Here is a 17,881-nt window from a genome sequence, read left to right as displayed (position 1 = left end):
TACACCTACTTACCGCAAGCCATGTTCTGTGGAATAACATTAATCTTATAATCATGAATGACAGGATTGCAGAGCAACCTTTCACACATGTCAACAACATTTTCTCTGATTGCTTCCCTGTCGTCTCCTTCCATTTGGAATTTGATTGTTTCAACAGTTTTAACATTTTTAACTTCGTAGCCTAACAAATCAAGTGATCTTTCAACTTGAGTAGCTTCAGGGTTTAACATACCGCTTTTTAAAGATATTTTAATTTCAATATCGAATAACATCTAAATCACCTTTTCATCATCTGGAATAACTCTATTATAAACTTCAATATAAGCTGCCATTACTTCATTGTCTTTTCCTTCACGGAACAGTTCCTTGTCCAACATTTCCATGGTTTCACTGTCCCATAGCCTGCATCCGTCAGGGGATATCTCATCACCCAAAAGAATGTTTCCATCCTTATCCTTACCGAACTCAATTTTATAATCAACCAGGATGATTCCGGCATCAGCAAAGAATTTGGTTAAAATTTCATTGATTTTCAATGCCTTTTCAATCAGGATATCGACTTCCTCGTCTGTAGCTATGTCAAGTGCCCTAATAAGTGACCTGTTGAGCATAGGGTCATGATATTCATCATCCTTGTAATCCATTTGAACTAAAGGAGGGTCCAGTTTAGTACCTTCTTCAATCGGGTATTTTCGAACCAAACTGCCTGTAGCAATATTTCTTACAATAACCTCTATAGGAATCATTTCAAGCTTTTTTGCGACCATGACATTAGGTTCAGGAAGGTCAACAAATTGGGTCGCAATACCATTTTCCTCTAAAACCTTGAATATTTTAGAGGATATCACCGCATTGTAAGCCCCTTTATTGTCCATCACTTCTTTTCTTGCACCATCGCCTGCAGTCATGTCATCCCTAAACTCGATTATGACCTCATCAGGATTATCAGTAGTGAAAACGCTTTTCACTTTTCCAGAATTAATTAACTCTTTTTTGTCCATGATATCAACAAAATTATTAAATTATTATATTATAATTTAAGTTTTTAATATTATATAAAAATAGTTAAAATTAAAAGAAAAAATAGCGGCTATAATTTGTTGATTGGAATTCCGATACTTTCATTTTGAGGGAACTTCATGCCATTCAAAAGGCCGCTTGGAAGTTCGGACAAAACAATAACCGGAAATTCCTCACCAGGTTTTATAAACAAGTGATGTGTAACATCCTGACGTGTTGTAACTGCTATTTCATAAGTGTTTTCTTCTTTTGTAAGTTTTCCATCAAGAAAAACCTTATTGAATGTTTGATTTAAAAGATACTCTGGCAAATCCTCATTGATATTGAAATGAACTAACACATCTTTTAAAATCATTTTAATCATTCCATGCTTGGAAGCTTGTCCTGATCTGAATCATATGATGAACCTATCAATTCACCAGTTTCTGTATCATATTGCCTGAATCCACCATCTTTATAGGTGACTTCCTTATATGAACCTTCACCATTTTGGAAATTCTGTTTAACCTCCTCTTTTACAACATCTATGACATTGCCTGAATCTGAGGAAGAATCAGAACTTGATGATGAACCTGAACTTTCGGAAGAATGAATATTCAATACTTTATCCATTATGGTTTTTACTGTATCCACATTGACATCTTCAATGCCCATTTCATGCATCACATGCACTGCAGCCACACCACCGATGACTAATAATGCGACAATGATGCCCAATATTAATAAAATAAAGCCTTTCATATTTTCACCTCACTAAGCTTTCAATAGTTATTTGAGTGAATATATTAAAATACTTTTCTATTAATTTATATATTACTAAAATAAAATTATATGTATGAACATGAAAAATACTGTAATACTTCTTATATTTCTACTATCAATATTAGGTCTGATAATGGGAGTCTACTTCACAGAAGATGTCAATAGTGCGATTACCCAAGATAATAATTCTGATAGTATTAATAATGATTCAAACAGTATTTTAACCTTTAACCTTACCGATAATGAAAATAATGTTTTAACCGGCTTTTTTGGATGACTTATTTTTAATTAAAAAAAAGATGAAGGTTAAATTAGAAATTTAACCCGAATTTAAACTCTTTCTTCAGCATTATCCCAATCAGGATTTTTTGCAGGCAGTATGGTGAATATCAAAGTTGCAACCAATAGCAGTATTGCTGAGGCGATTGTGAAGTTCAGCTGGTCAAATGATCCGCTGTGAGCCACGTCAAACATTCCGCCAATCCAAATAATTGAAATGAATATTGGGAGAATATATTTGACAATCAGCAACCACCATTTTCCAAGAGTAATGGTTTTAGTTTTTGAATTGAGGAAATCAATTAATTTTTCTGCCTTGAATATCCAAGCAAAGATAATACATTCAACAATTACACCAAAGAGCAACGCAATCTGGTTAATGAAAGTATCAACAAATCCCAATAGGGTTCCTCCGAATGCTGTTGCATAAATCATTGATATGCAGGCGCCGACAATAATCAGTATTGTCATTGTCTTTGACCTTGAAAGTCCAAACTTGTTTTGAATAGAAAATGACAACGGTTCGATTGTGGACAAAATGCTTGTAAGTCCTGCAAGATAAACTGTCAAAAAGAACAGCGGTCCTAAAACATATGCCCATTGACCCAATACATTAAATACTGTCGGATAAACTACAAATACAAGTCCGGTTCCTTGAGTTACAAGTTCTGAAACTGCAGTTCCAGATTGCAATGACATATAACCTAAAATTGAAAATACACCCAGTGCGGCGAAGTTTTCAAACAATGAATTTGCAAGAGCGATTGATATTGTATTTGTGATTAAATCAGCATCATCCCTCGTATAGCTGGCATAAGTAAAGGCAATTGACATTCCCAAACTCAAAGAGAATACGATTTGTCCAAATGCAGCCATCCATATTTCAAAATGTCCTAAAAGTGACCAGTCCGGATTGAAAAGTTCTGCAAGTCCTATTGAAGCACCAGGCAAAGTCAATGAAAATATCACTATGATGACCATAATGATAAATAATGCAGGTACCAATATTTTTGAAACCTTTCCAAGTCCCGCTTCAAGATCTCTGTGTGAAATAAACCAAATAATTACCCAACCGGCAAGCATGGCCACTGCAATAACCGGGATGAAATCAAGTAAGCCCATGTAAGATTCTGAAGAGTGAAGGAGAGTGGTTGCAAAGAAAGCATCCGGATTTACTCCCCAACCCTTAAAGAAGCTTAAAATTATATATATTCCATCCCAACCGAGAATGGCTGAGTAATAAATCATAATCATAAAAACAGCAACCGGTAAAAACCAGCCTAAATACTCACATTTGGAGTTTATCTTTCTTGCAGCCTTTGCAAAAGAAGATTTAAAATTATATCCTACGCCATACTCCAAAATCAGGAATGGAATTCCCATTAAAAGAATAGCTACAATATAGGGGATGTAAAATGCTCCCCCACCATTAGAATAGAGTACATAAGGATATCTCCAAATGTTTCCAAGTCCAACGGCAGAACCTATCATTGCCAGTATGAATGATAGATTGCTGCCCCATTCATTTTTATCTGCCATAATTTTCATTTCCATTAATAATTCTAATGTAATATATATTTGAAATCAAAATATAAAAAGGTATAATACACCCCACCTATCAACATAACTATTAAAATTTTTTAAGAATTTTTAGAAAATAATTTGTTCATTAAACCCTAAAAAGCAATAGGAACAATTGATATCACTATATGACCAAATCAATTATTAAACATATTATAACTCTCTGAAATAAAAACAATTATTCAAAATACTTAAATAATACTTGCGAGTTATTACTTTCATGAACAAAAAATATCTAATTGCAATTATTGCAATAATAATAATTTGTGCAGCTGCATTTGCACTGACAAATTCCAATAATACAGGCAACGGTTCAGTAAGCATTAATGCGAATGCACTGGAAGATAGAGGCAACCTTGTAGTTGACTCTAAAAGCTTGGATGAACATAACGAATACTATCACAGTGATGGTGCAGACACCAATGCCATTTTAATCAAAAACGGCGGAAATCTTAAATTAGCAAACTCAGCTGTTAATAAAACCGGCGATACCGCAACCAGCGGTGACGATGCTGATTTTTATGGAGTTAACTCTGCCATTTTAGTCAATACCAATGGTACATTGGACATTTCAAATGTTGAAATCAACACCGATGCAAAAGGATCAAACGGTATTTTTGTAACCAATGCCAATGCATCTTCTTCAAGTAGAGATAACTCACAACAAGGCTCAGGAGAAGGAGGCCAACCTCCTGAAGCAGCAGGCAATGGCGGCGGAGACGGAGGTCAACCTCCCGAAATGACAGCCGGAAACGGCAGTGAAGGCGGACAACCTTCACAAGCGCCTGGCGGACAAGGAGGCGGAGAACAACCTGGACAAAGCACCGTTGAAGGAAGTACCGAAGCAAACATCAACAATGTTAAGATAACCACACACTCAGATAAATCAAGAGGCCTTGATGCAACCTACAACGGAGTAATAAATGCAGAAAATGTCATCATCAACACTGACGGTCAAAGCTGTGCGGCTCTTGCAACAGACCGTGGAGAAGGCCAGGTACATGTCAAAAACTCTGAAATCAACACAGGAGTCAGCAAAACCAGCGGCAGAGGATCACCTTTAATATATTCAACAGGAAACATCACTGCTAAAAATACTCACGGCACATCCTATGTATCCCAAATCGCTTGCATTGAAGGTAAAAATTCAATTGAACTGGAAAATTGTGATTTGACCGGATTTGCAGAAGGCAACAGGCAGGATGGAAATACATATGTGGATTTGGGAGGAATATTCATCTACCAAAGCATGAGTGGAGACGCTGATGTCGGAACATCCACATTCACCGCTAAAAATTCAAAATTGTCAATAGCTGAAGACTCACCAGTGTCCAAAGAGGCTCCAATGTTCCACATTACCAATACAGCTTGCGTAATTAACCTGGAAAACACAGAACTCAGTTTCAACAGCGGATTATTTTTAGAGTCATCAGGCCAAAACCAATGGGGAAACGAAGGATCCAATGGAGGAACCTGTGAATTAAACACTGAAAATGAGGATATTACCGGCAATGTCATCGTTGATTCAATCAGTTCCCTAAACTGGAATATGAAAAATACCCAATTCAAAGGAGCAATAAATTCAACCGGAAATACAACTGTTAAAGTTGGTGAAGGTTCTACCTGGACTTTGACTGGTGACAGTACCGTTTCATCATTGGAATTGAGCGGAAACATTGAATATGGTGAATACACATTGACTGTTGATGGCAAAGCATACAACAGTTCAAATCAATTTAAATAGGAAAGATGATTCTTTCCTATATTTTTTAATTTTCAGCAGTTGAAACCTGCATCATATGCATTTTTCAATTTGTCTTTTTGGGATTTTACATCGCCCAATACTTCAAATACTTCTTTTTCTGTCGGATTTTTAGAAAAACCGATGAAGTTTCTAATTCCAGCCAATGTATCTCCGCAGCTGCTGCCTGCAGCAAGTATTATATAATAATCCTTGTTTTCAAGATGCCTGAATACCGGATAGCACCTGTCAAAAAACATCTTCAATGTTCCGCACATCCCGTAATAGTATACTGGTGTTGCATACAGTATTACATCGGCGTCCATCATCTTGTCAAGGATTTCAGAGATTTGATCTTCCTGGAAACACTTCATTTCAGGTGTCTTGCATTTGTAGCAAGCCTTGCAGGAGGAAAATTCAATATCCTCCAGACAATATTTAACCACATCATTTCCAGCGTCCATTGCTCCCCTTACAAACTCGTCACACATAGTATCTGAATTTCCCCCTTTTCTCGGGGAGGAGCTTATGACCACAACTTTCTTACTCATCTTCAATCCATCCTTTAGCTTTTGAAACATCACCCATGAACCTCATTCCTTTTGCGAAATTGAGTTCTGGATAAGTGTTTGCCAAATCCCTTACACATTTATCAATTCCTGAACCGCCTGATGTGCAGAACGCCTTGATTGTCTTTCCGCTTAAATCTACGCTTTCAATGAAAGTGTTGATTATTGTAGGTGCTGTATACCACCATACCGGAAAACCGATTGCAACGATATCATACCCGCTTACATCACAGGATTCAACAATCGGCGGTCTGAATGATTTGTCGTTCATCTCGATTGTTGATCTGGAGTTCTTGTCTGTCCAGTCCAAGTCTTCAGGAGTATAGATTTCTTCAGGAACTATTTCAAATATATCATAATCGTTTTCATTTGCTATCTTTTCGGCTATGCTTTTGGTTACTCCGCTAGCTGAAAAATAAGCGACAAGTACATTGCTCATTATATCACCTATTCAAAAGTATGTTTTCATATTATATAATTGTTAACATTCGCAACAATCAATATGATGCCCACAAATAATTCAAACAGAAAGCAATTTTTAGATGAATATTAACAATGAAAAATCATATTAAAAAGTTGAAACATAATATATTACATTATTAAATTAATGAAGGTAATGAAATGTCAAAACCTGTTGTTGCAATAACAAGACCAAAAGACAGAGCCAAGAAAGCCTGTGAAATTGTCAAAGAATTAGGTGGTGAGCCGATACTCGCACCGACACTTGATTTGAAGCCGGTCGACACCCAATCCCTTAAGGATTTGGTTGCAAAAAAGGATGAGCTTGATTGGATCATATTTACATCCCCGACTACAATAGTTTCACTGAAACAGTTTCATCCGGACTTTCTGAAAAACCTGTACTGCAAGCTGGCAGTCATTGGAAACAAGACAGGAAAATTGGCTGAAAAGGAAGGATTGACAGTTGCCCTTATGCCCGAGGAATTCACTGCCGAAGGCCTTATTGAAGAGTTTAAAAAACAGGGCATCACAGGCAAAACAATTGGAATTCCAAGAACAGCTTCTGCAAGGCCTGTTTTGCCGGAAGAATTGGAAAAACTTGGAAATACAGTTATTTTAGCTGAAGCATACAAGTCACTCTTTCCAATGGATGAAAAAGCGGTTAAAGAACTCATTGAAAAAATTGAAAACAAAGAGATTGATGCAATCACATTTACAAGTCCGCTGACTGTTGAAAATTTCTTTGAAATAGTTGAAGACAAACAGAAGATTGCAAAACTACTGTCTGAGAACCTGTTGACCGTCTGCATTGGTCCTATTACCGCAAAGGTTTTAGACAGATATGACATTACCCACATTTACCCAGACACTTACACAGTTCCGGACATGATGGAACTATTATTTAAAGAATTAGACAGGTGAGAAAATGATAACTATTTGGCCACAATACTTAGATAAGAATCTGACCATAAAGGAAGGGCGCAAAATCGCTAAGGAATATGCCGTAGCAGACCCTAGCCTTTCAGATATTGAAAGAGCAGTGAAAAGACTCGGATTAAAACACAGTGTTCAAAAGGAAGTTTCATATCCTGGAAGATGGTATGAAAAATCCGGAAGAATCCTTGTTGAATGGGAAGGAACAAAATTGGAACTTATACGTGAAGTTAGCTTAGAGATTAAAAATATGAGAAATTGATTATTATGCAAATACCACAACTAATGTCTGAACAGTACCGTGAAGCAAAAAATATTATTGAATCATCATCCAACATCAAGATTTATTCACACATCGACTGTGATGGAATCTGTTCAGGCGCAATACTATCAACCATACTAGACAGACAGAATAAAGAACATGAAATTGAATTCGTCAATCTTGACGTCCTGGACAATCTGGATTTGGACCATGAACTTACAATCTTTTCAGATTTGGGTTCCGGCCAGCTGATTGATACAAAAGCAAAGGAAGGTCAAAAGATCATAATTCTGGACCACCACCCTCCATTAAGGGACCTTGACTATAAAAACGACAAGGACTACACTTATCTGGAAATCAATCCACACCATCATGGAATTGATGGGTCATATTACGTTTGTGGAGGAGGACTGTGCTATTTTCTTTCAAAGGAATTCGGATATAATGATTTGAGCTGGATTGGAGTGCTGTCCGCAATCGGAGATATGCAAAATACAAAAAGTGGACATTTTGAAGGATTAAATGAGATTATCCAACAGGACGCAATCGACGAAGGATATCTTGAAGTCATCAAAAGCGACATCAACATCTATGGAAGAAACACACGTCCACTGTTTGTGGCACTTTCCTATTTCAATGACGTCAAGCTTCCGATTACAAACAATACTGCCGAAACAATGGCCATATTGGAGGAACTGGAAATCGATGAAAAGCATCACAGAAAAACCTTAAACGAACTTACAATGGAAGAAAAAGGCAAGCTTTACCAGCGCCTTTCAGGAATGATTTCACAGGTAGTTCCTGGTAAGTATGTTCAGTATATTCCCCAATTGATTATTGGAGATTCATACACTTTCATCAAGGAAGATGAAAATAGCTTTTTAAGGGACGGTTCCGAATTTTCAACCGCAATGAACGCCTGTGGAAGAAATCATGAAGAGAAAGTCGCCATGGAAGTCTTAAAGGGCGATAGATTTACGGCATTGGATGAACTTGAAAGCATAAGCAGAGACCACAGACGCAATTTGGCACAATCAATAGAAAAAGTCAGTGACGGTGAACAATCAAATATAATTGAACTTGAAAACTTGCAATATTTCGATGGAACCGGCATTAAGCCTGAAATTGTTGGTACCATCACCGGAATGATACTTGGATACTGTAATTGGAAAAAACCAGTTATAGGATTTACCCAAACTGATGATGAAGGCTTAAAAATCTCATTGAGATGTTCCAGACTATTGTCCTATGATGGAATTCATTTTGGAAACATAATCCGTAAGGTTTCAGCTGAAGTTGGCGGAACTGGTGGCGGACACTCCATGGCATGCGGTGCTTATATACCTATTGATAAAAAAGACGAATTCCTTGAACGATTCAACAATGAACTTGAAGGCCAAATAACAAATTAGTATATATACTAGTAAAGATAAAAATATCAATTAATCAATTACAATTGAGGAATGAAAATAATGAAAGCATTTAAAAAAAGAGGTGCGTTAACCCATTTCCAAATACTAAGTGAAATATCAAAACAAGACCCTCACCTCAAACAAAAAGATTTGGCTGAAAAATTAGATATCACAATACAGGCTGTTTCCGAAAATATCAAAACATTAATCGAATTAGGATATATCACTTCCAAAGATGGAAGATCACCATACAAAATTACTCAAAGCGGTATTGACAAAGTTAAAAAGGATGCAATAAGCTTAAGGAAATATAGTGACTCCGTTTTAGAAACCATGAACCATTATAAAACCATATGGCCAGCTATTGCAAAAGAAAACTTAGAAAAAGACGACATAGTTGGTTTATTTATGGAAGATGGAGTTTTATATGCTCATAAAAAAGAAGAAAACGCTACCGGCGTTGTTCTTGATGATGCTGAAGAAGACATGGACGTAGCATTGACCAACCTCACAGGAATAATAGACATGAATGTGGGTGAAGTTACAGTAATAAATGTTCCAACTATCAAGGATGGCGGATCCAAAGCAAGTGATTTGGAATTAATCAAAAACGTGTATGATAAAGGAACAAACAGCGGTGAAGAAATAGATAAAATAGCTGTTGCAGGTACTGTTTCAAGAGCTATCGTTAAAAAGCTTGGTTTAAGCATTGACATAGAATATGCAGCTCCTCAAGCAACTGCAAATGCAGCGCGCAAAGGATTGAATGTTCTTGCTATTTGTGTAGGGGACATGAGCAAAGCATTCACCCGTGAGCTTGAAAACGAAAAAATAAAATACAATATTATCGATGGTGGAAAATAACTAATTTTCCATTAACATCTTTAATAATGCAGCCGCCAATTCTGAATTATCAAATTCCCCTTTATTAATTATCTTTACATATTTTTCTAAATTTCCATCATTAACTAATGATTTGGCATCATTCAACACTTTTCTGATTTTAGCATCCCCTATCTGCTGAAGCGTGGGAAACTCCTTTTCAATGATTTTGACATTGTTGGATTTTTTGATATTGTTGAATCTTGCAATTTCATCTTTTGAAACCAACGTGAAGGCAAATCCCTTTTTTCCTGCCCTTGCAGTCCTTCCTATTCTGTGAATGTAATCGTCCAGGTTTTGTGGAACATCGTAATTAATGATTACATCCACATTATCAATATCCAGACCACGGGCGGCCACATCTGTAGCAACCAATATGTTAATGTTGCCGTTTCTAAACTTGTTCATTACCTTGTCCCTTGTCTGCTGGGTCATGTCTCCATGAATGCTGTCAACCTTAAAATCATCCTTCAGATGCTTTCTTACAAAATTGACGCTTTTTTTGGTATTGCAGAATATCAATGCCAATTTGACATCATAAGCTTCCAACAATCGGACCAATCCATCGAATTTATCTTTTATATCACATTTGAAAGCATATTGGGTTATTTTTGGAATGTTCTGCTTTTTATCTGATATTCTAATAAATTTTGGATTCTTCTGATATTTTTCAGCAATCTGGCGAATCCCTTTAGGGATTGTAGCTGAAAAAAGCAGGGTTTGTCTTTGATGAGGAGTGTTGGCTAGAATTGTTTCGATATCTTCCCTAAAGCCCATTTCCAACATTTCATCAGCCTCATCCAAAACAACTCTTTCAATTCCAATCAAATCCAGGTTTCCGCGTTCGATATGATCAATCACCCTACCGGGAGTTCCGACAACAACATGAACCCCCTTTTTAAGCACCCTTGTTTGCTTTCCAATAGGCTGGCCGCCATAAACCGCAAGGACCTTTAACTTTTTAATTTTTGACCCGACTTTTTCGATTTCGGAAGCAACCTGCATGCACAGTTCCCTGGTCGGACATAATATGATTGCCTGAGGAGACTTATCAGGAATGAAAATCCTTTCAAGAACGGGAATTGCAAATGCTATTGTCTTTCCGGAACCCGTTTGAGCCTGCCCAATTAGGTCATGGCCTCCTAAAGCTTCAGGTATTGCAGATTCCTGAATTGGGGTCATCTTTTCAAAGCCCATTTCACCAATGGCATTTTTGATATCGTCAGATATGTTTAATTCATCGAAATTCATTATTTTAATATTTAAAAAACAAGTTATATAATCATTTAGATTAACTTGGATTGCACAGATTTGGAAGGGAATTCGTGCAGAAACTCAAATATTTCTCCAAATTCATTTAAGATTCCATGTTCATAAGTTCTCTTTTTAAAAATCCTCATTAATTGAGCATTATTGGGAGAGGGTATTTCATAGTCATTTCCAAATTCGGTGATGTATCTCTCCTTTAAGCCAGGGAAATGCTTATCCAAATTTTCGTAAAAATATTCCCTGTTGCCCTTTCTTAAGGTAAGCCCCATTTGAAAGCAAAATATCCCATGAACGTTTGTATCAATGCAATAATCCAAAATTGAATTGATATTGTCTTCAGTATCATTGATATAAGGCAAAATCGGACACAGCCACACAACAGTCGGAATATCTGCCTCATTCAATGTTTCAAGGACTTCCACACGCCGTGATGTGGGACACACATTGGGCTCGATTATTCTGCACAGTTCATCATCTGCTGTTGTCAATGTCATCTGGACTATGGCTCTTGACTTTTCATTGATTTTTTTAAGCAAATCCAAATCTCTTAAAATCAAATCAGACTTTGTGATGCAGGTAAACCCGAATCCATACCGGTAAATTAATTTCAATGATTTTCTGACATATTCCAATCTTTTTTCAAGCGGGATGTAGGGATCTGTCATGGCACCGGTTCCAATCATGGCAGGCTGCCTTTTAATGAGTTCCTTTTTGAGCAATTCAAGGGAATTCTCCTTGACTGCTATATCCTCAAACTTATGGTCCATGCCATAGATTTCGCTTCGTGAATCGCAGTATATGCAGCCATGACTGCATCCGCGATACAGATTCATTCCATTGTTTTTGGACAGGATACTTTTTGAAGATACATAATGCATGAGATTACTTTAGCGTTTAAAGTTAATTAATTATACTATCATTTACAAAAAGAGAAACATGGAACAAAAAAACATCAACGAATATGAGAAAAAATATGAATTTAAAGACCATCCTTCCATAAAAGGTCTTAAAATAATCGAAGGAAAAAACAATTATCCTATAAGCTGGTTGAATCAGCAAGGATATTGCGAGTACCAGATATATCTCGAGTATGTGAAAGGCATCGAAACACAACCTACCAGGGCAATGACCCACGGAAGCCAGATTCACCAGGAGCTGGAGAACATTTTCAAAAAGGACTCAACACCTGCAAAGTTCGAAGATGCAGTTGAAGAGTCAAAAACACAGGCTTCACTTTCAAGGGAAGTCTTTGTAGTGGCACCAAATTACGGAATAAGAGGATACATTGATGAGATATGGATGAAACCTGATGAAATTGTCATAATCGATGACAAGCCCGGTAGAACACCATACGAATCAACAATGAATCAGGTAAGAGCCTACTGTCTTGCTTTCAAGGACATGACAGGTGATGAGAGAAAAATCAAAGCTGCACTCAGGGAAAGGGGAACTGAAAATCTGTTCTGGATTGAAGTGTTCACCCCAGACATTGAAAAGCAGATAAAGTTCACAATCGACAGAATGCATGGACTCCTTGACGGAACAAAACCATATAAGGCAACCAAAAATCCGAAAAAATGCAGATCATGCAGATTTAAAAATGAATGTGAGAATGCTAAATGAACAAGAAAACTATTTCAATAATTTTGCTGGTCCTATTTTTGATAACTATACTATTTACAGTAGCAAACGTGTTTTTAGATGATGCAAATACTGAAACCAATCAGACAGGGACACTGACAATCGCCAACAGAACAGTGAAGTACGAAAAAGCAGGAAAATGCCTTGAAGTAATTGACGGAAACACAATTCAGGTTTATGGTGTTGGCCGGGTTCAGTTAACTCAAGTTGATGTTGCCAAACAGGAGCCTGGTTTCAGTCAGGCAAAAGACTTCGTTACCGAAAAGTGTCTTGGAAAAACAGTATATCTTGATATCGATGACAAACAGCCAAAGGACAAATACGACCGCACATTGGCTATAGTGTATACTGAGGATGCAAACATAAACAGAGAATTGTTAAACAATAACCTGGCAAAGGTATCCTATTTTGAACCAAGCGAATTTGAAAAAGGACTTATTAGTTAAACAACTCTATTCAAACCCAAATAGATTTTGTTTTTCTTATACACCTTATCTAAAATCTCGTTCCATTCCTCAATAGTAATTCGACCTTTATTAGGTATCATATTATCCAAAGAAGCTTCAGTTACATTTAAAATATCAGAAAGAACATAAGATAAGGTTCTGCCAGTCAATGACAAGTCATAAGGGTCATAACCCGTAACCGCCAAAACCCAAACATTATCCTTTGAAGAACTGTCATATTCCTTTCTAAGTGAATCATACCAGCTTGATATTCGATTATCATCATTGCCTATGCCTTCACCAATTGAAATATAATAATCCTCACCGGTAAACTCAATGGAATCGATAGCCTTTTGGATTTTATTTTTAAGTTCAGGAGAATCTAAATCCAAGTCAAATTCGTTATTGGTAATAGTATCAGACAAGTAGTTTTCAAGCTCTTTGACATTCTTAAAATAGCCTAAGGGCTCAAGCCTATCGGGATCCCTGTCACATAAATCATAAATCAAATCCTCATCAACATCAACAATTTCATATCCCTCGAGTTTATGGGACTTGTATTCCTTGAAATCTATGCAGTAGTTTTCCAAATCTTCCTTATTTAAATACCAAAGCACCTGAACCTTTTTTATCATAATTATTACCAAGCATTGACAACAACAGTTCTTGTAATATTATTCAATATCCTGTCAGTTTTCAGGAATCTGCCTATAAGCCAATCGAAAATAATAGGAACCCAATATATTTTGGTTAAATTACGTACAATAGCCTGTAACCAAGAAATATTAGCCCCATTTTTTGATTTGACTTCCAAATTCATTATTGCTTTACCGATGCTTGCTCCAGCAAATTTTTCACATAAAACAAAATAAATTAATCCTAAAACTGGAATCAAGAATGGTATTACCTGATATATCTGATAAACGTTTTTTGGACCTAAAATACCGTAAAAGAAAAATGATAGAATCCACATGAATGCTGAAACTACTAAGAAATCAATTACATACGCAATAACTCTTCTTGTAAATACTGTAGCCATTTTATCACCTCAGCAAACTCTAGGAACCGGATCGGCTATTGGCGCTTCAAGGATTCTTTCACCACCAATCGGAGTGTTGACAACAACATAATCCCCTTCAACAACTTCACCAATAATTGCGGCATTTTCACCATATTTTTCGCCTTTAATGGCTTCAAGGATTTCTTCAGCCTTATCTGCCTTAACTCCCATAACCACTTTTCCCTCATTAGCTACTTCAAACGGATCAATACCCAACATTTCAGATACTGCATGAACTTCCTCCTTAATAGGTATTGCATCCTGTTCAAGCACAACACCAACGCCCGCTTTTGAAGCCATCTCATTAATGGCATTGGCAAAACCGCCTCGGGTAGGGTCTTTCATTGCAGTAACTCCACCAATTTCTAAAGCTCTTTTAATTATATTCCACATAGGAGCCACATCTGATTTCAAATCAGTGTCAAAACCAAATCCTTCCCTAAATGACATCAGGCTCATTCCATGATCACCTAAACTGCCAGTGACAATGATTTTGTCACCAACTTCAAGGCCGGAATCACGGACAACTTCGCCTTTTTTGGCTATTCCAATACCAGTTGTAACCATTACAATGCCGTCAAGCTTATCCTGAGGCATTACTTTGGTATCTCCGGTAATGACTGCAACATCAACTTCCTCACAGGCTTCATTTAAGGATTTCATGATTTTATCCAAATCCTCAATTGGAAATCCTTCCTGCATGATAATTGCATTGGAAATGGCTAATGGACGTGCACCCATTACAGAAACATCATTGATTGTTCCTGCCGCTGAAATTCTGCCTATGTCCCCACCTGGGAAAAACAATGGGTCAATAGTATGACCATCAGTTGTCATAACAATTTCATAATCCCCCAATGGAATTGATGCTCCATCATCCAAGTCATCTAAGCTAATACCACCATTCACGCTTTTTTTAGTGATATTATCCAAAACAGTGCCGGCAATCAAATTGGCCATTACCTCTCCACCAGCACCATGATTCATATTGATTTTATCGTCTGACATTTTATCTCCTAATTAAAAATATAACTAATGATATAATATATGTAAAAACAAGTATATAAAATTAAAAAAAAAATGTTAAAAAAAAAGAGATTTAAAGATGAGTATCTTTAAATTAAAATTCCGTTAATAACACCGTCTTGACCAGGTCTTGATGTTACTTTAGCATTACCTTCAGGGGTTTCTACAATAGCACCTTTGGTAATGATGTTCCTTCTAACGTAGTTAGGGTTTGCAGTGTTTTCTATTACACCAAGAATGTCTACAACTTTGGTGTTTCCGTTAGCATCAGTAACGTTGATTTTGTTACCGGTAGCTAATCTGAGTTTTTCGTTTCCGCCACGGGTTCTAATTTTTCTTAATTTTTTTTCGTCTAATCTAGTTTCTGCAGGATCTCTTCCTAATTCAGATTTCCTTTTTCCACGGTTTGCAACATTTCTTGCACCGGATGGACTTCTAGTTGATTTTCCTTGAGAAATTGCCATTATTTCACCTAATAAATATAATTAATAATAAAGTAATCGCAGTCTTCAAGCCTCTTTTCAATCAGACTATGCGCAAGAAAATAATAGTCTAATTTTTGAGAGCAAAAAAGAGCCTTAAAGAATAATGATAATAAAATATTACTTTTTCATTATATATAAATGTTTTATTTTATAGGCAAAATTTAGAAAATTAACTTCTGTTTTTTAAAATGAATTCATCGACCAACTTATCGAAATCCTCTTCGCTCATATCTTCATTAGATGCTGCATCGAGAATCTTTTGGATTTCCTCATCGGAAACGTCATCACCCAACAATTCAATCAGCAAATCCTTCAAATCATTATCATCGATGTATGCTTCCGCATTGGCAGTTACAACTTCTGAATTGCCTTCATCATCAATAGTGTAATATGGAACTTCCTTAGTCATGAGCTACTCCTCATCGTCATCTACAAATTCATAATAGACTACACCATATGGATCATCATCAAAATACCATTCATTAGGTTCTTCTATGAAATCTTCATCGTCGTCATCCTCAAAATCATCTTCCATGTCTTCTGCACCTTCAACCTGAATGACAATATTGACATCTTCACCCAAAGACTCGACATCGATGCCCAATTCATCCAAATCAATTTCCAACTCGCCATCCTTAATGGCCTCTTCAGGTACGACTATAACAATTTCATCTGCAGAGTCAATATCTATTTTTTGATTTTCCATTAAAATCACCATAATGTTTTGTTAAATTAATTATTATAGATATTTAACAAACTCATATTTAAAAGTTTGTCGAAAAAAAGATGAAAAAATAGTAACCTATATGTTACTATTCATCAAGCATTCCATCTTTGGGATTCCGAAATCGTTTTTGCATCTGATTGAGCAGATTTTGGAATTTTCAATGCACATGTCAAAACATATGCAGCCGCCATTGCAGTTAATGTTGATTTTGACATCAGCACTTTCCAAAGTTTCTTTAGAAGTGTTGAAGACTTCTGAAGCGTTTGGAACAAAAATTGAAGTAGGAAATCTTGTATTGTTTATTCCAAGATAAATTCCTTCTGAAATTCCATAATCCGCACAGTATCCATGTTCTCCATCCAGCTTACCTACAAATGTATCATTTTTTTCGTCATAACTTGAGATCAGTCTTTTTTCCATTTTATCAAACCTCACACATATTATGTTGGCTTTCAGATATAAAACCAGTCGGAGAGCATTTGAAAAGTAATATAAGTAATTTTTAAGACGAATTTTATAATATTAAGACGATAAAATTGTTTTAGATTTGAAAAATTGTTTTGGAAAAATATTATAACTAAAAAATATATATTTAAATTTGGTGTCAAAATGGTTCAGGAGACAAAAGAACAGCTGGAACTTGAAGCCGAAATCAAAGCGCAGGCTCAAAAATTCTTGAAATATCTCAATTCAACACTCCCTGAAAGCATGGAATTGGAATATGAAGGATTTTACAGAAGAGGTTTCTTTGTAAGCAAAAAGAGATATGCTGTAATCGAAGACGGAGAAATCATAGCAAAAGGCCTCGAGTTAGTCAGAAGAGACTGGGCACCTATCGTAAAGCAAACCCAGGAAGCTGTTCTGATGGCAATTTTAAAAGAGGGAGACTCAAACAAGGCCATCAGTGAAGTCAAAAAGGTAATGAAAAAATTAAGAAAAGGTGATGTTGACAAAAAGGAACTCATCATCCACACCCAGATAACCAAGCCATTAAACCAGTACAAGCAAGTTGGACCCCATGTCGTTGCCGCCCAGAGAATTGAAGAGCATGGAATTAAGGTAACACGCGGAACCATCATACAATACATTATCGTTAAAGGAAAAGGGTCCATAAGCCAAAGGGCAGTTCCATATGAATACAGCGAAGGATATGACTATGACAAAGACTATTACATCAACAATCAGCTGATTCCCGCAGTTGAGAGAATCATGTATTCATTCGGATATACCAAAAAGGATTTGCAGGACATGGCAGTCGGTGAAGTCCAGCAAAGTCTTGATGCATTTTTCTAAAAATATTTATATTTTAAAATAATAATTTTAA

General features: G+C 36.4%; 25 protein-coding genes. 9 read left to right on the top strand and 16 right to left on the bottom strand.

What is annotated here, in order from left to right; genetic code table 11:
- Positions 1 to 5 precede the first annotated feature (5 nt).
- From purS to QZN27_RS01020, 4 genes are all read right to left on the bottom strand, one after another.
- Entirely contained in the window at positions 6 to 272 is a 267-nt protein-coding gene (gene purS / locus QZN27_RS01035) for a phosphoribosylformylglycinamidine synthase subunit PurS (RefSeq protein WP_296782593.1), read from the bottom strand.
- Entirely contained in the window at positions 273 to 1,001 is a 729-nt protein-coding gene (gene purC, locus QZN27_RS01030) for a phosphoribosylaminoimidazolesuccinocarboxamide synthase (RefSeq protein ID WP_296782591.1), read from the bottom strand.
- An 89-nt stretch (positions 1,002 to 1,090) separates the two neighbouring features.
- Positions 1,091 to 1,375, bottom strand: a complete 285-nt coding sequence (locus tag QZN27_RS01025) for a hypothetical protein (protein ID WP_296782589.1) — start codon at positions 1,373 to 1,375, stop codon at positions 1,091 to 1,093.
- A gap of 5 nt (positions 1,376 to 1,380) precedes the next feature.
- Positions 1,381 to 1,761, bottom strand: a complete 381-nt coding sequence (locus tag QZN27_RS01020; protein ID WP_296782588.1) for a flagellar protein, FliL — start codon at positions 1,759 to 1,761, stop codon at positions 1,381 to 1,383.
- Between the two features lie 94 nt (positions 1,762 to 1,855).
- Here QZN27_RS01020 and QZN27_RS01015 point away from each other — a divergent pair, with 94 nt between their 5' ends.
- Positions 1,856 to 2,059, top strand: a complete 204-nt coding sequence (locus tag QZN27_RS01015; RefSeq protein ID WP_296782586.1) for a hypothetical protein — start codon at positions 1,856 to 1,858, stop codon at positions 2,057 to 2,059.
- A 53-nt stretch (positions 2,060 to 2,112) separates the two neighbouring features.
- Here QZN27_RS01015 and QZN27_RS01010 read toward each other — a convergent pair whose 3' ends face one another.
- Positions 2,113 to 3,609: a sodium-dependent transporter gene (locus QZN27_RS01010; RefSeq protein ID WP_296782584.1), complete on the bottom strand. Its 1,497-nt coding sequence runs from the start codon at positions 3,607 to 3,609 to the stop codon at positions 2,113 to 2,115.
- 253 nt (positions 3,610 to 3,862) lie between these two features.
- Between QZN27_RS01010 and QZN27_RS01005 the strand changes: the two genes are divergently transcribed.
- The gene (locus QZN27_RS01005) at positions 3,863 to 5,386 is read left to right on the top strand and encodes a hypothetical protein (protein ID WP_296782582.1); all 1,524 of its coding nucleotides are present in this window, start codon (positions 3,863 to 3,865) and stop codon (positions 5,384 to 5,386) included.
- A gap of 32 nt (positions 5,387 to 5,418) precedes the next feature.
- On the opposite strand, the gene QZN27_RS01000 is transcribed toward QZN27_RS01005, so the two are convergent.
- Both QZN27_RS01000 and QZN27_RS00995 read right to left on the bottom strand, forming a co-directional pair.
- Entirely contained in the window at positions 5,419 to 5,964 is a 546-nt protein-coding gene (locus tag QZN27_RS01000) for a flavodoxin family protein (protein ID WP_296782580.1), read from the bottom strand.
- On the bottom strand, positions 5,927 to 6,391 hold the full coding sequence (locus QZN27_RS00995; protein WP_296782578.1) for a flavodoxin: 465 nt from the start codon (positions 6,389 to 6,391) through the stop codon (positions 5,927 to 5,929). The genes QZN27_RS01000 and QZN27_RS00995 overlap by 38 nt, the downstream gene beginning before the upstream one ends.
- A 182-nt stretch (positions 6,392 to 6,573) precedes the next feature.
- Between QZN27_RS00995 and QZN27_RS00990 the strand changes: the two genes are divergently transcribed.
- From QZN27_RS00990 to QZN27_RS00975, 4 genes are read left to right on the top strand one after another with little or no spacing between them, the layout of a single operon-like run.
- Positions 6,574 to 7,335, top strand: a complete 762-nt coding sequence (locus QZN27_RS00990; protein WP_296782577.1) for a uroporphyrinogen-III synthase — start codon at positions 6,574 to 6,576, stop codon at positions 7,333 to 7,335.
- Positions 7,336 to 7,339: 4 nt separating this feature from the next.
- Entirely contained in the window at positions 7,340 to 7,609 is a 270-nt protein-coding gene (locus QZN27_RS00985) for a signal recognition particle subunit SRP19/SEC65 family protein (RefSeq protein ID WP_296782570.1), read from the top strand.
- A gap of 2 nt (positions 7,610 to 7,611) precedes the next feature.
- Complete coding sequence (gene recJ, locus QZN27_RS00980; RefSeq protein ID WP_296782627.1) at positions 7,612 to 9,021, top strand: single-stranded-DNA-specific exonuclease RecJ; 1,410 nt, start codon at positions 7,612 to 7,614, stop codon at positions 9,019 to 9,021.
- A gap of 60 nt (positions 9,022 to 9,081) precedes the next feature.
- A complete protein-coding gene (locus tag QZN27_RS00975) occupies positions 9,082 to 9,885 on the top strand; it encodes a winged helix-turn-helix transcriptional regulator (protein WP_296782568.1) in 804 nt (267 codons plus the stop codon).
- On the opposite strand, the gene QZN27_RS00970 is transcribed toward QZN27_RS00975, so the two are convergent.
- Together QZN27_RS00970 and QZN27_RS00965 are read right to left on the bottom strand one after the other, a co-directional pair.
- On the bottom strand, positions 9,886 to 11,154 hold the full coding sequence (locus QZN27_RS00970) for a DEAD/DEAH box helicase (RefSeq protein ID WP_296782566.1): 1,269 nt from the start codon (positions 11,152 to 11,154) through the stop codon (positions 9,886 to 9,888). It abuts the gene before it with no gap.
- 35 nt (positions 11,155 to 11,189) lie between these two features.
- The gene (locus tag QZN27_RS00965) at positions 11,190 to 12,050 is read right to left on the bottom strand and encodes a radical SAM protein (RefSeq protein WP_296782564.1); all 861 of its coding nucleotides are present in this window, start codon (positions 12,048 to 12,050) and stop codon (positions 11,190 to 11,192) included.
- A gap of 58 nt (positions 12,051 to 12,108) precedes the next feature.
- Between QZN27_RS00965 and cas4 the strand changes: the two genes are divergently transcribed.
- Both cas4 and QZN27_RS00955 read left to right on the top strand, forming a co-directional pair.
- Positions 12,109 to 12,795 carry a CRISPR-associated protein Cas4 gene (cas4, locus tag QZN27_RS00960; protein WP_296782562.1) on the top strand — a complete coding sequence of 229 codons (687 nt, stop codon included), beginning with the start codon at positions 12,109 to 12,111 and terminating at the stop codon, positions 12,793 to 12,795.
- Entirely contained in the window at positions 12,792 to 13,259 is a 468-nt protein-coding gene (locus QZN27_RS00955) for a thermonuclease family protein (RefSeq protein ID WP_296782560.1), read from the top strand. The genes cas4 and QZN27_RS00955 overlap by 4 nt, the downstream gene beginning before the upstream one ends.
- Here the strand turns inward: QZN27_RS00955 and QZN27_RS00950 are convergent.
- From QZN27_RS00950 to QZN27_RS00920, 7 genes are all read right to left on the bottom strand, one after another.
- Positions 13,256 to 13,894 (bottom strand): hypothetical protein, encoded by a 639-nt coding sequence (locus QZN27_RS00950; protein ID WP_296782559.1) that lies wholly within the window; start codon positions 13,892 to 13,894, stop codon positions 13,256 to 13,258. The two genes, QZN27_RS00955 and QZN27_RS00950, sit on opposite strands and share 4 nt — an antisense overlap.
- Positions 13,895 to 13,899: 5 nt before the next feature.
- Positions 13,900 to 14,298 (bottom strand): RDD family protein, encoded by a 399-nt coding sequence (locus QZN27_RS00945; protein ID WP_296782557.1) that lies wholly within the window; start codon positions 14,296 to 14,298, stop codon positions 13,900 to 13,902.
- A gap of 9 nt (positions 14,299 to 14,307) precedes the next feature.
- Positions 14,308 to 15,327, bottom strand: coding sequence for a hydrogenase expression/formation protein HypE (gene hypE, locus QZN27_RS00940; protein WP_296782556.1), 1,020 nt, complete (start codon positions 15,325 to 15,327; stop codon positions 14,308 to 14,310).
- Positions 15,328 to 15,434: 107 nt separating this feature from the next.
- The gene (locus tag QZN27_RS00935) at positions 15,435 to 15,809 is read right to left on the bottom strand and encodes a 30S ribosomal protein S8e (protein WP_296782554.1); all 375 of its coding nucleotides are present in this window, start codon (positions 15,807 to 15,809) and stop codon (positions 15,435 to 15,437) included.
- Between the two features lie 190 nt (positions 15,810 to 15,999).
- Positions 16,000 to 16,239: a hypothetical protein gene (locus tag QZN27_RS00930; protein WP_296782552.1), complete on the bottom strand. Its 240-nt coding sequence runs from the start codon at positions 16,237 to 16,239 to the stop codon at positions 16,000 to 16,002.
- 3 nt (positions 16,240 to 16,242) lie between these two features.
- Positions 16,243 to 16,536 carry a hypothetical protein gene (locus QZN27_RS00925; RefSeq protein WP_296782550.1) on the bottom strand — a complete coding sequence of 98 codons (294 nt, stop codon included), beginning with the start codon at positions 16,534 to 16,536 and terminating at the stop codon, positions 16,243 to 16,245.
- Between the two features lie 96 nt (positions 16,537 to 16,632).
- Entirely contained in the window at positions 16,633 to 16,977 is a 345-nt protein-coding gene (locus QZN27_RS00920; RefSeq protein ID WP_296782548.1) for a hypothetical protein, read from the bottom strand.
- Between the two features lie 189 nt (positions 16,978 to 17,166).
- Here QZN27_RS00920 and QZN27_RS00915 point away from each other — a divergent pair, with 189 nt between their 5' ends.
- A complete protein-coding gene (locus QZN27_RS00915) occupies positions 17,167 to 17,850 on the top strand; it encodes a DNA polymerase domain-containing protein (protein WP_296782543.1) in 684 nt (227 codons plus the stop codon).
- Positions 17,851 to 17,881 lie beyond the last annotated feature (31 nt).

Source organism: uncultured Methanobrevibacter sp., assembly GCF_900316895.1.
Taxonomy (GTDB): Archaea; Methanobacteriota; Methanobacteria; order Methanobacteriales; family Methanobacteriaceae; genus Methanocatella.
This window is presented reverse-complemented; position numbering and strand designations above follow the sequence as displayed.